Origin of the sequence: Pseudomonas fluorescens (genome assembly GCF_041354075.1) — a bacterium.
Taxonomy (GTDB): Bacteria; Pseudomonadota; Gammaproteobacteria; order Pseudomonadales; family Pseudomonadaceae; genus Aquipseudomonas; species Aquipseudomonas fluorescens_CE.
In genome coordinates, this window is the sequence record NZ_JARZGC010000003.1 from 178,306 (window position 1) to 190,020 (window position 11,715).

The window sequence follows — 11,715 nt, forward strand, 5'->3', positions numbered from 1 at the left end:
GAATCTTGGTGCCATGGTGTGGGCTGATCGGACGGCGGCCGAAGGATGCGCTATACAATGCAACGTGCCCATGCAAAGGAATCGCCATGATCCACGACACCTTCTGGCTGACCGCGAGTGACCGCAGCCGCCTGTTCGTCAACCAGTGGTTGCCGGACGCGCCGTTGAAAGCCGTGATCCTGCTGGCCCATGGCATGGCAGAACACAGCGCTCGTTATGCCCGTCTGGCGCAGGAATGTTGTGCTCAGGGCTACGGCGTGTATGCGCCGGACCAGCGAGGGCATGGCAGAACGGCCGACGGCGGGACCCTCGGTCACTTCGCCGACGACGATGGCTGGTGCAAGGTGGTTGGCGACCTGGCCAGCCTCAACCAGCACATCGGCCAACAGCACCCCGGGGTGCCCATCGTGTTGCTTGGCCACAGCATGGGCAGCTACATCGCCCAGGCGTATCTGCTGCACCACAGCGCCAGCCTGCACGGCGCGGTACTCAGCGGCTCGAACTTCCAGCCCGTGGCGCTTTATCGCGCGGCGCGCCAGATCGCTCGCCTCGAACGCCTGCGCCAAGGTCCGAAAGGCCGCAGCGCCTTGATCGAATGGTTGTCGTTCGGTTCGTTCAACAAGAAATTCAAACCGGCGCGAACGCCCTTCGACTGGCTCAGCCGCGACCCCGCTGAAGTCGACAAGTACGCCAACGACCCGCTTTGCGGCTTTCGCTGCACCAACCAATTGTGGATCGACCTGCTCGGCGGCTTGCAGCAGATCAGTAAAGCGTCCAATCTCGCGCAGATCGACCCGGGCCTGCCATTGCTGGTGATCGGCGGAGAATGTGATCCGGTGAGCGAAGGCAAGCGTCTGAAAGATCTAGCCGACGCACTGCGCGCCGCCGGCTGCCAGAACCTGCAATTGAAGATTTACCCGCAGGCCCGGCACGAACTGTTCAACGAGTGCAATCGCGATGAAGTGACGGCCTATGTACTGGGCTGGATTGCCCACGCCCTCAGCCACCGCCGCCCGCCCAGATCCGAATAGTTGTTTTTTGTGTTTTTTTATTTGTTACAGGAATTCAAAACCGATGACCCAGGTGACCAACACTCCTTATGAAGCCCTCGAAGTCGGGCAGACCGCCAGCTACAGCAAGACGGTCGAAGAGCGTGACATTCAATTGTTCGCCGCGATGTCCGGGGACCACAACCCGGTGCACCTGGACGCCGAGTTCGCTGCCGCCACCATGTTCAAGGAGCGCATCGCCCACGGCATGTTCAGCGGCGCCTTGATCAGCGCGGCCGTGGCCTGCGAGTTGCCTGGCCCGGGGACGATCTACATCGGCCAGCAGATGAGCTTCCAGAAGCCGGTGAAGATCGGCGACACCTTGACGGTGCGCCTGGAGATTCTCGAGAAGCTGCCAAAGTTTCGCGTACGCATCGCCACCCGCGTGTTCAATCAGCGCGATGAACTGGTGGTGGACGGCGAAGCGGAAATCCTCGCCCCGCGCAAGCAACAGACCGTGACATTGCCGACGTTGCCGGCGATCAGTATCGGCTGATGCAACGGCACAAAAACCTGTAGGAGCGAGCTTGCTCGCGATAGCGTCATGTCAATCAACATCAAAGTTGAATGCCAGACTGCAATCGCGAGCAAGCTCGCTCCTACAGGGTTCAGCGTTGTCGCTTACGAACGAGCGCGAGCCTGGTTACGCAGGGCTTTCACCTGATCGTGATTGCGTTGCACGCCGTGGTATTGACGTTCAACCAGGTCACGAATGCCTACGAGGTTGTGCTTGTTGATCTTCTCGATCGCTTCGCGGTAAGCCTTCAGCGCGTGGTCTTCACCGCGCTCGGCTTCATTCAGCACGGCTTCCTCGTCCTTGCCGGTGAACATCGCTTTCACGTCGACCCAACGACGGTGCAAGTCACCGCTGACGCTGGTGGAGGTTTCCGGATCGCCGCCCAGGGAACGCACGGCAGCTTGCAGTTCCGACGCCGCTGTCGCGCAATCGGCGGAGCGCTGAGTGAACAGCGATTTGAGTTCCGGATGCTTGATGTCTTCGGCGCAGGTCTTGAACCCTTCCTGACCGTCCTTGCTGGTTTCGATCAGGTCGTTGAGTACAGAGACGGCTTCTTTATTCATGTCGGTCATTTTTCAATTCCTCACGGGTTGATGAAAGATGCAATAGCTATTGCAGCCGACATGCCAGCTTTCACATTGCAATTTATCCCTTTATTTTCAATAACTTAGACTTTAAGCTGAAATCTGTATCCGCTTTTTTTGCATGATCTGTCATTTGGCCTGCATGCAGAATGCCTGTATTTTTCAAGTGGTCGAATCAAGACGAGCCACTGATGAACCCTGAAAAGCTGGAACTGCTGATTACCCGCGAAATGCCCTTTGGCAAATACAAGGGTCGCATCATTGCCGACCTGCCCGGCCCCTACCTCAACTGGTTCGCCCGGGAAGGCTTTCCCCATGGCGAATTGGGCGGGTTGCTGGCCCTGATGCAGGAAATCGATCACAACGGCCTGTCGGAGTTGCTCGAGCCGTTACGTGCCAAACATGGCAAACCCGCCCCTCGCCACTGAGTTGTCCTTATGCCCGATAACACCCGCCGCGCCCGTGATGAACTGTTCTGGAAAACCTTCGCCGATCGCTACGCCGTCGAGTCCGGTCCGGTCAATCTGGAAAACGGCTACTTCGGCCGCATGTCGCGTACGGTGGTCGAGGAGTACCAGCGCAACATCGAACTGATCAACCGCAGCAACTCGGTGTATGTGCGCCAGCGCTTCGAAAAGGCCGACGGCGTGAGGATCCGCGCCCGGCTCGCCGAGCTGATCGACGTGCCGGTGGACAGCGTTGCCTTTACCCGCAACGCCTCGGACGCCCTGCAGTCGCTGATCCGCAATTACAATCGCCTGCAACCGGGCGACCAAGTGCTGATCTGCGACCTGGAGTACGACACGGTCAAGGGCGCGATGCGTTGGCTGGCACGCCATCGCGGCGTCGAAGTGATCGAGATCGAGCACACGCACCCCGCCAGCTTCGACAGCCTGCTGGAGACCTATCGCGACGCCTTTGCGCGTCATCCCAGACTCAAGCTGATGGCGCTGACCCACGTCACCCACCGCACCGGGCTGGTGATGCCGGTACAGGCGATCGCCGCTGCCGCGAGGGAGCATGGCGTCGATGTGATCCTGGACGGCGCCCATGCCCTCGGGCAGATCGAGTTCGACCTCGCTGAACTGGGCATCGAGTTTGCCGGGTTCAACCTGCACAAGTGGATCGGCGCGCCGCTGACCCTGGGCTTCCTCTACATCGCCCCCCATCGCCTGGCCGACATCGACCCGGACATGGGCGAACTGCATTTCCCGGTCACCGACATTCTAGGGCGCACACCCTACAGCACCCCCAACATTCCGGCGTTGCTGACCCTGCCGCTGGTGTTCGAGGAACACAGAGCCATGGGCGGAGCCGCCGCCAAGGGCACCCGACTCAACTACCTGCGCGACCTGTGGGTCCGCGCGGTGCGCGAGCTGCCGGGCATAGAGGTCCTGACCCCGGACGATCCCCGACTGTATTGCGGCATCACCTCGTTGCGCTTCACCGCGCAGGCCGATCAGCAGGTAATGGTCGAGCGGCTGCTCAATGACTTCAACCTGTTCACCGTGGTGCGCAGCGGCGCGGCGTGCGGCCCGTGCATTCGGATTACGCCGGGGCTGACCACGACGGCTGGGCATATGAGGCAGTTGGTGGCGGCACTGACACAATTGGCGGAACGATATTGATTCTGTAGGAGCGAGCATGCTCCGGGCGGCGTTCCGACGATGGTCGTCAACGATGATGTTGGCAACCTGACACCCCTCGGTGTTGATGATTCCATCGCGAGCATGCTCGCTCCTACAGGGGGGGGCGGTGCTTTTACACGGGCAAAAAAAAGGTGCGCCGACCAAGCGCACCCAAAAGCCGTAGAACACACAACGAAGTGTCAGGTCGATCAGTCCAGCAGCGCCAGGGCCTCGGCGGTGCACTCCTGAATGCGGGCCCAGTCGCCGTTCTTGATCCACTCGGGATCCAGCATCCAGCTACCGCCCACGCACATGACGTTTTTCAGCGCCATGTAGCTCTTGATGTTGGCAGGTCCCACGCCACCGGTCGGGCAGAATTTCACTTCGCCGAACGGACCGCCGAGGGCCTTGATGGCCGCGACGCCGCCGCTGACTTCCGCCGGGAACAGCTTGAAGCGGCGATAGCCCAGGCCATAACCTTCCATGATGCCCGACGCATTGCTGATGCCCGGCAGCAGCGGGATCGGGCTGTCGACGCTGGCTTCCAGCAGGTCACGGGTAATGCCCGGGGTCACGATGAATTGCGAACCCGCCGCTTCGGCAGCCGCCAGCATCTGCCGATCGAGCACGGTACCGGCACCGGTCACCAGTTCCGGCCGCTGCTCGCGCAGGATCTGGATCGCCTTGAGGCCGAACTGCGAACGCAGGGTCACTTCCAGGGCGGTCAGGCCACCGGCGGCCAGGGCATCGGCCAGCGGCAGGACGTCCTGTTCACGAGCGATGGTGATCACCGGCAGGATCCGCGCCTTGGCGGCGAGGCTGTCGATCAGGGCAACTTTATCCGCCATGGAAACGGTCGGGGATGGGTTTTTCATAGCGGCTGTTCCTTGGCTCATGGGCACCAGTAAATCTCTAACGTAGGTTGCAGAAATGCGCGAATCGGCAGTGCGGCGACATCGTCACCGGCCAGTGCGGTGTTCAGGGTGGTCAGCTTGGACTGACCGGAAATCGACAGAATCTTGTGTTTGGCCGATGCCAGCAGCGCGCGACTCATGGTCAGACGTTGATGCGGCACGGTCGGCGCCAGCATCGGATAGCATCGACGCGTGCCGTCGGCCTTCAAGGCCTCGGCGAGGTTCGGGCTGTTGGGGAACAGCGAAGCCGTATGCCCGTCGTCGCCCATGCCCAGCACCAGCACGTCGATCACCGGCAATTCGGAAAGCAAACGGTCGGCGTGCTCGGCGGCCTGTTCCAGATTGGCGCTGGCGCTGTACAGGCTGAGGAACTGCGCCTTGGCTGCCGGCCCCTGCAACAGGTATTTCTTGAGCAGGCCGGCATTGCTGTCGGCGTGCTCCACCGGCACCCAGCGCTCGTCCGCCAGGCTGACCACGACGTTCGACCAGTCCAGCGACTGCTTGGCCAAGTGCTGGAAAAACGCCACGGGGCTGCGACCGCCGGAGACCACCAGCGTCGCGGTGCCCTGGGTGTCGATCGCCGCACTCAATTGCTTGGCCACGTTCAGTGCCAGACTCTCGGCCAACAGCACCGGGCTCTTGAACGCATGGGCGCTGACGCCCTGCGGCAGTTTCAAATCAGATATCGCCATACCACGACCTCCCGTCCCGCGTGATCAGTGCAATGGAGCTCATTGGCCCCCAGGACCCGGCCGCGTACGGCTTGGGCGCATCGCCGGACTTTTTCCACCCGGCGATCAACTGGTCACACCACTTCCACGCGGCTTCGATTTCATCTTTGCGAACAAACAGGTTCTGATTGCCGCGCATCACTTCCAGCAACAACCGCTCGTAGGCATCGGGAATCCGTGCGCTGCGCCAGGTGTCGGAAAAATTCAGTTGCAGCGGACCGCTGCGCAGTTGCATGCCCTTGTCCAGGCCCTGGTCCTTGGTCATCACCCGCAAGGAAATGCCTTCGTCCGGTTGCAGACGGATAATCAGCTTGTTGCTGATTTGCAGGCGCTGCTCCGGGGCGAAGATGTAGTGCGACGGTTCCTTGAAATGGATGACGATCTGCGACAGTTTCTGCGGCATGCGCTTGCCGGTGCGCAGGTAGAACGGCACGCCGGCCCAGCGCCAGTTACGAATGTCGGCACGCAGGGCGACGAAGGTTTCGGTGTCGCTCTGGGTGTTGGAATTAGGTTCTTCGAGGTAGCCCGGCACCGGCTTGCCTTCGCTGTAACCGGCGATGTACTGGCCGCGTACCACCTGGGTGGTCAGGCCTTCGGGGCTGATCGGCGCCAGGGCCTTGAGCACTTTGACTTTCTCGTCACGGATGCTGTCGGCGGACAGGTCGGCCGGCGGGTCCATGGCGATCAGGCAGAGCAATTGCAGCAGGTGATTCTGGATCATGTCCCGCAGCTGGCCGGCCTTGTCGAAGTAACCCCAGCGGCCTTCGATCCCGACCTTCTCGGCCACGGTGATTTCCACGTGGGAAATGTAGTTCTGGTTCCACTGGGTTTCGAACAGGCTGTTGGCGAAACGCAGGGCGATCAGGTTCTGGACGGTCTCCTTGCCCAGATAGTGGTCGATGCGGTACGTGCGGTTCTCCGGGAAGAACTGCGCCACGGCGTCATTGACCGTGCGCGAGGATTCGAGGTCCGAGCCGATGGGCTTTTCCAGCACCACGCGGGTGTTTTCCGCGAGACCGACCTTGGCCAGGTTCTCGCAGATCGCCCCGTAGACGGCGGCCGGCGTGGCGAAATAGGCAATCAGTCGCTGGGTGGTGCCGGCCAGTTCCGCCAGCGCCACGTAATCTTCAGGCTTGAGGAAGTCGACGTGCAGATAGGTCAGGCGCGCAAGGAAACGTTCGACCACCGCCTCGTCCAGCTCCTTTGCACCGACATAGCGACGCAGCTCGGAAGCGATGAACGTCAGGTGTTCCTGCTCGCTGCCGGGCTCACGGGCCAGCGCGATGATGCGCGTGTCCTCGTGCAGCAGGCCGGCGCCATCGAGCTGATACAGGGCAGGAAACAGCTTGCGCAAGGCCAGGTCGCCGAGGGCGCCGAACAGGGCGAAGGTGCACGGTTCAACCGTAATCGAAGGCATGATGTTTGTTCTTTTATCAAGTTAAGCTACAAATACCTTTTTTCAAGGCATCACTCAAGGGAAAATGTAGTAATAACCACAACATTTCCGCAAAATACAGATTCCGAGTGGTGGTCGGTCGGAGCCATCAGTAGGATAGGCCACCGTTACGGGCCCCATCAAAGGCCCTTTTTGCATAGCCGTGCGCTTATCCGCGCAGGTGTCAAGGATACTTATATGGACCGCGTGCGAAATTTACTGGAGCAGATCCAGAATCGCCTTGAAGAGCTGAACAAGGCCGAGCGCAAAGTCGCCGAGGTGATCCTGCTCAACCCACAGCAGGCCACCCGGTTCAGCATCGCCGCCCTCGCCCAGGCCGCTTCGGTCAGCGAACCGACGGTCAACCGCTTCTGCCGTTCGTTCGGCGTCAGCGGCTACCCCGAGCTCAAGCTGCAACTGGCCCAAAGCCTGGCCAGCGGCGCGGCCTATGTCAGCCGCGCGGTGGAAGCCGACGACAACCCGGAAGCCTACACCAAGAAGATTTTCGGCAGTGCCATTGCCTCCCTGGACAGCGCCCTGCAAGCCCTGGACCCGAGCCTGATCAGCCGCGCCGTCGACCTGTTGATCCAGGCCCGGCAGATCCACTTCTTCGGCCTTGGCGCCTCGGCTCCCGTGGCGCTGGACGCGCAGCACAAGTTCTTCCGCTTCAACCTGGCCGTCACCGCCCATGCCGATGTGCTGATGCAGCGCATGATCGCCTCGGTGGCCCACACCGGGGAATTGTTCGTGATCATTTCCTACACCGGCCGCACCCGCGAACTGGTGGAAGTGGCACGCATCGCCCGGGAAAACGGCGCTTCAGTGCTCGGCCTGACCGCCGAAAACTCACCGCTGGCCAAGGCCAGCACCCTGAGCCTGAACATTCCGCTGCCCGAAGACACCGACATCTACATGCCGATGACCTCGCGGATCATTCAACTGACGGTGCTGGACGTCCTGGCCACCGGCATGACCCTGCGCCGTGGCGTGGATTTCCAGCCGCATCTGCGCAAGATCAAGGAAAGCCTGAATGCGAGCCGGTATCCGGTGGGGGATGAGTTCAACTAACTCAAAACCTTCATCGCCTGCCAGGCCCTCTTCGCGAGCAAGCCCGCTCCCACATTGAAATGGGTGTCCCTGTGGGAGCGGGCTTGCCCGCGAAGGCGCCAACTGCGACGCCGCACAGTCAAACCCCCACCCGCGCCTGCAAACTCAAGTGCGCCCGCTCTCCAGGCTTGAGGCAAAGGCTATCGGTGCCACCGCTGGCGGCTTCCACGCAAACAAACTCCGAAACTTCGTCCCAGCTCACCCCCAGCAACGGCCGCGAGCCCGGATGCCAGACCACCGTATCGGCGGTTTCGCCAGTGTCGATGCACAATTGGCGCTGCCAGGCATGGTCCTTGAGCTGCAATTCACCCTCGTGCTGGAACACCCGCTGACAGCCGCCTTCCACCCGTAATTCGCCGTCCTGCTGGCAAGCCTGGCGGTTGAGCTGGTCGTAACCCTGCGCGCCTTCGAGCCCAGACAGCGCTACCTCACCGACATCACCAATACGCCAGTAGGCGTGCAACGCCTGGCTCAACTGACACGGCAGGCTGTCCTGATGCTCGGTGCTCAGGCGCAAATCCATGCGTTCACCCAGGTGCGCATGCAGGTCCACCTGCCAGTCACACAACTCCAGGCGCCAGTGCAGGCGAACGCCGTCGTCGTCATGGCGGCTGTCGAGCAGTTTCCAGTCCAGCAAACGGGCCCAGCCATGGGACGGCCAGGCGTTTTCGCTCGGATGCCGGCCGTACCATGGCCAGCACACCGGCACGCCACCACGAATGGCGCCCACGTGTGGCCATCTCGACGCGCACCAGAGCCAGGGTTTCTGCCCCCTCGGCTGAAAGTGCAGCAGTTGCGCGCCTTGCCGGCTGAACACCGCCTGACACAGCGGGTGATCGATCACCAGCACATCGCGCTTCTGATAGCGCTCCCAGGCAAACACCGGACGTTCGCGCAAGGATTTGAAGAAGCGTTGTAGCGGATGCTCATGCATGTGCCACGGTCCTGAAATTCATCTGCCACCGGGGTGCGCCGCCCTCCCAAAAAAAAGCGGACAGCCTGGGCCGTCCGCAAAAATGCGCACATAGAGAGGAGCTTATCGCAACAGCGTTAGAACACCGACTGAATTTTCAGGCCGGCGACCAGCGCGTTGTCGACTTCATCCACACCACCCGGGTGCGTGATGTATTGCAGGTTGGGGCGCACGGTCAGCCAGTTGGTGACGTGGAAGCCGTAGTTGATTTCGTAGTTGTACTCGGTGTTGCGCAGCGGCGAGAACAACGGGTCCTGGTAATCGCTGACGCCATTGGCCGCGTTGACCAGCTCGGCGTTCTTCTTCACGTCGTCGTTGACATGGATGCGGGCGAAACCGATACCCACGTCATCCTTCGGACGCGCATCGAACGGGCCCTTGTACACGAACATCAACGACTGGTAGTTGTCGACGACGTTGGTGTCCTTGTCGTGGAACGTGGCGTTGGCCGCGATGTTCAGGCCGCGCGAGGCATCACCGTTGTGGCTGGTGAGCTGCTGCTGCGCCACGAACCAGTAGCCGGACTTGCTGCTGTGGCTGCGGTAAGCGTTGCCGCTGGTGGCCGCATCGGCGCCGTTCTCGTCTTCACGGACATCATCGGCCTTGGCCGTGCTCTTGTAGTAACCGACACGGTACTCGCCCGGCAGGTTGCCCGGGTTAGGCAGCCACACCAGTTCCACCGGCAGCACGGTACCCTTGGTGCCGCTGCCGCTGAGCTTGAAGCCATTGCCGTGTTCCAGTTGCGACGGATTCTGGTTGTACGCGCCGATCTGCGCATACCACTCAGGCGAGAAATTGTACTTCACGCGGATGGCCGCCTGGCTGACCGGCCAGTTGTACCAGATGTTGGTGGCCCAGTTACCCACCTGGGAACCGCAGAACGCCAGGTTCTGGAATTCGCACGGGAAGCTGTTGAAGTCTTCGCCTTCACCGAAGTAACCGGCCTTGACGTCGAGTTTGCCGTCGAGGAACTGATGCTTGATCCACAACTGGGTCAGACGCACCATGTGCCCACGACCGTAGACTTCCTGGGACGAACTCAGCGTGCCGGCACGCGGATCACCCACGCGGTCGTTGGAGATGTTCTGGCCGTTGCGGTTAGTCAGCTGGATCTTGGCCTGGGTGTTATCCCAGCCCAGCAGCTTTTGCAGGTCCAATGCCGCACCCAGGCCGAACTGGTCGGAGTAACGCGCCGTCTTGTCGTTGTTGTAGCCGCCGTGCAGGTTGCCGCCCACTTCGCCGACGTAATCCATTTTGATGTCGATGCCCTGCTCAAGCAGCCGGGTCCGCTCACCACCCCAGTCACCGGTCATCCATTCGGAGTCGGCGGCAAAGGCATCAGCCGCCTGGACGCTACCGGCCAGCATCATTGCTGCGACTGCCGACAACTGGCAGATCAACTGGGCGTTCTTGTTCTTCTTCATCCCTACATCCTCGTTTTATTGTTATTAACTTTGTTTAACGCGGTTACAGCAGTGCGGTCGTGTAGGAGCGAGCATGCTCCGGGCGGCGTTCCGACGATGGACGTTAACGATGACGCTGACGCTGACAGCCTGACACCCCGCGGTGCCTGGTCTTCCATCGCGAGCATGCTCGCTCCTACAGGTGATCTTCAGCGGCCTTTGAACTGGGTCACGTTGGGCGCTCGGGTTTCGCTCTGTGGCTGGCCGGCAGCGCCCAGCCGCTCCCCGGTCTTTGCATCGAACAGCAGCACTTTCGATGGATCGAACTGCAAGGTCAGGGTCTCGCCCACTGCCGGCGCCACGTCGGGGGCCAGGCGGCAGCAGACCTTGGTGTCGTTCAGGTTGACGAACACCAGGGTGTCGGGGCCGGTCGGTTCGGTGACTTGCACCTCGGCGCGAATGGTCGGCAAACCATTGCTGTCGCTGGCCGCCAGTGCGATCTGCTCCGGGCGGATACCGAGGATCACTTCGCGGTCTTCGAGGCCGGCGTCCTGCATGCCCAGCGGCAACTCGCAGCGTGCCTGGCCGCTGTCGAGCAGCGCCAGCAGACGGCCGTCCTTGCGCTGCAGGCGCAGGGGGATGAAGTTCATCGGCGGCGAACCGATGAAGCTCGCCACGAACAGGTTGGCCGGGTTGTTGTAGATGTCCTTCGGCGTGCCGAACTGCTGGATGATGCCGTCCTTCATCACCGCCACCTTGTCGCCCAGGGTCATCGCTTCGATCTGGTCGTGGGTCACGTAGACCGTGGTGGTTTTCAGGCGCTGGTGCATCAGTTTCATTTCGGTGCGCATCTCGACCCGCAGCTTGGCATCGAGGTTGGACAGCGGTTCGTCGAACAGGTAGATCTTCGGCCGCCGCGCCAGGGCGCGGCCCATCGCCACGCGCTGTTGCTGGCCACCGGAGAGCTGGCCGGGCTTGCGGCTCAGCAGGTGTTCGATCTGCAACAGCTTGGCGACACGGGCGACTTCCTCGTCGATCTCGGCGGTCGGCATCTTGCGGATCTTCAGGCCGAACGCAATGTTGTCGCGCACGCTCATGGTCGGGTACAGCGCGTAGGACTGGAACACCATGGCGATGTCCCGGTCCTTCGGGCTCATGCCGCTGATGTCGGCGCCGTCCACCAGGATCGCCCCGCCGCTGATGGTTTCCAGGCCGGCGATGCAGTTCATCAGCGTGGATTTGCCGCAACCCGAAGGCCCCACAAGAATCAGGAATTCCCCGTCATCGATCTTCAGCTCGATGTTTTTCAGGGTGTCCGGCAAACCGGCGCCGTAGGTCTTGTTGACGTTGCGTAATTCGAGAGTTGCCATGTTT

Annotated in this window: 12 protein-coding genes; 5 read left to right on the forward strand and 7 right to left on the reverse strand. The window is 61.4% G+C overall.

Going from position 1 to position 11,715, the window contains the following annotated elements:
- The first annotated feature begins 86 nt into the window (after positions 1-86).
- Complete coding sequence (locus QIW53_RS05060) at positions 87-1,031, forward strand: alpha/beta hydrolase (protein WP_371048562.1); 945 nt, start codon at positions 87-89, stop codon at positions 1,029-1,031.
- 43 nt (positions 1,032-1,074) lie between these two features.
- Positions 1,075-1,545 carry a MaoC family dehydratase gene (locus tag QIW53_RS05065; RefSeq protein ID WP_020295762.1) on the forward strand — a complete coding sequence of 157 codons (471 nt, stop codon included), beginning with the start codon at positions 1,075-1,077 and terminating at the stop codon, positions 1,543-1,545.
- Between the two features lie 125 nt (positions 1,546-1,670).
- Here QIW53_RS05065 and QIW53_RS05070 read toward each other — a convergent pair whose 3' ends face one another.
- Positions 1,671-2,138 (reverse strand): ferritin-like domain-containing protein, encoded by a 468-nt coding sequence (locus QIW53_RS05070; protein WP_371048563.1) that lies wholly within the window; start codon positions 2,136-2,138, stop codon positions 1,671-1,673.
- A gap of 203 nt (positions 2,139-2,341) precedes the next feature.
- Between QIW53_RS05070 and QIW53_RS05075 the strand changes: the two genes are divergently transcribed.
- Entirely contained in the window at positions 2,342-2,578 is a 237-nt protein-coding gene (locus QIW53_RS05075; RefSeq protein WP_003213031.1) for a DUF3820 family protein, read from the forward strand.
- Between the two features lie 9 nt (positions 2,579-2,587).
- A complete protein-coding gene (locus QIW53_RS05080; protein WP_371048564.1) occupies positions 2,588-3,778 on the forward strand; it encodes an aminotransferase class V-fold PLP-dependent enzyme in 1,191 nt (396 codons plus the stop codon).
- Between the two features lie 209 nt (positions 3,779-3,987).
- Here QIW53_RS05080 and QIW53_RS05085 read toward each other — a convergent pair whose 3' ends face one another.
- The 3 genes from QIW53_RS05085 to zwf are packed head-to-tail and all read right to left on the reverse strand — an operon-like array spanning position 3,988 to position 6,840.
- Positions 3,988-4,653: a bifunctional 4-hydroxy-2-oxoglutarate aldolase/2-dehydro-3-deoxy-phosphogluconate aldolase gene (locus QIW53_RS05085; RefSeq protein WP_371048565.1), complete on the reverse strand. Its 666-nt coding sequence runs from the start codon at positions 4,651-4,653 to the stop codon at positions 3,988-3,990.
- 17 nt (positions 4,654-4,670) lie between these two features.
- Positions 4,671-5,384 (reverse strand): 6-phosphogluconolactonase, encoded by a 714-nt coding sequence (gene pgl / locus QIW53_RS05090; protein WP_371048566.1) that lies wholly within the window; start codon positions 5,382-5,384, stop codon positions 4,671-4,673.
- Complete coding sequence (gene zwf, locus QIW53_RS05095; RefSeq protein ID WP_371048567.1) at positions 5,371-6,840, reverse strand: glucose-6-phosphate dehydrogenase; 1,470 nt, start codon at positions 6,838-6,840, stop codon at positions 5,371-5,373. Before zwf ends, pgl begins: the two co-directional genes overlap by 14 nt.
- A 225-nt stretch (positions 6,841-7,065) precedes the next feature.
- Between zwf and QIW53_RS05100 the strand changes: the two genes are divergently transcribed.
- Positions 7,066-7,926 (forward strand): MurR/RpiR family transcriptional regulator, encoded by an 861-nt coding sequence (locus QIW53_RS05100; protein ID WP_191623047.1) that lies wholly within the window; start codon positions 7,066-7,068, stop codon positions 7,924-7,926.
- A 118-nt stretch (positions 7,927-8,044) separates the two neighbouring features.
- On the opposite strand, the gene QIW53_RS05105 is transcribed toward QIW53_RS05100, so the two are convergent.
- From QIW53_RS05105 to QIW53_RS05115, 3 genes are all read right to left on the reverse strand, one after another.
- Positions 8,045-8,899 (reverse strand): D-hexose-6-phosphate mutarotase, encoded by an 855-nt coding sequence (locus QIW53_RS05105; protein WP_371048568.1) that lies wholly within the window; start codon positions 8,897-8,899, stop codon positions 8,045-8,047.
- 116 nt (positions 8,900-9,015) lie between these two features.
- Complete coding sequence (locus QIW53_RS05110; RefSeq protein ID WP_371048569.1) at positions 9,016-10,362, reverse strand: carbohydrate porin; 1,347 nt, start codon at positions 10,360-10,362, stop codon at positions 9,016-9,018.
- 188 nt (positions 10,363-10,550) lie between these two features.
- The gene (locus QIW53_RS05115; protein ID WP_371048570.1) at positions 10,551-11,711 is read right to left on the reverse strand and encodes an ABC transporter ATP-binding protein; all 1,161 of its coding nucleotides are present in this window, start codon (positions 11,709-11,711) and stop codon (positions 10,551-10,553) included.
- Positions 11,712-11,715 lie beyond the last annotated feature (4 nt).

Coding starts and splice junctions, on each gene's coding strand:
- QIW53_RS05060 (WP_371048562.1), top strand. CDS start 87: ATGATCCACGACACCTTCTGGCTGACCGCGAGTGACCGCAGCCGCCTG.
- QIW53_RS05065 (WP_020295762.1), top strand. CDS start 1,075: ATGACCCAGGTGACCAACACTCCTTATGAAGCCCTCGAAGTCGGGCAG.
- QIW53_RS05070 (WP_371048563.1), bottom strand. CDS start 2,138: ATGACCGACATGAATAAAGAAGCCGTCTCTGTACTCAACGACCTGATC.
- QIW53_RS05075 (WP_003213031.1), top strand. CDS start 2,342: ATGAACCCTGAAAAGCTGGAACTGCTGATTACCCGCGAAATGCCCTTT.
- QIW53_RS05080 (WP_371048564.1), top strand. CDS start 2,588: ATGCCCGATAACACCCGCCGCGCCCGTGATGAACTGTTCTGGAAAACC.
- QIW53_RS05085 (WP_371048565.1), bottom strand. CDS start 4,653: ATGAAAAACCCATCCCCGACCGTTTCCATGGCGGATAAAGTTGCCCTG.
- pgl (WP_371048566.1), bottom strand. CDS start 5,384: ATGGCGATATCTGATTTGAAACTGCCGCAGGGCGTCAGCGCCCATGCG.
- zwf (WP_371048567.1), bottom strand. CDS start 6,840: ATGCCTTCGATTACGGTTGAACCGTGCACCTTCGCCCTGTTCGGCGCC.
- QIW53_RS05105 (WP_371048568.1), bottom strand. CDS start 8,899: ATGCATGAGCATCCGCTACAACGCTTCTTCAAATCCTTGCGCGAACGT.
- QIW53_RS05110 (WP_371048569.1), bottom strand. CDS start 10,362: ATGAAGAAGAACAAGAACGCCCAGTTGATCTGCCAGTTGTCGGCAGTC.
- QIW53_RS05115 (WP_371048570.1), bottom strand. CDS start 11,711: ATGGCAACTCTCGAATTACGCAACGTCAACAAGACCTACGGCGCCGGT.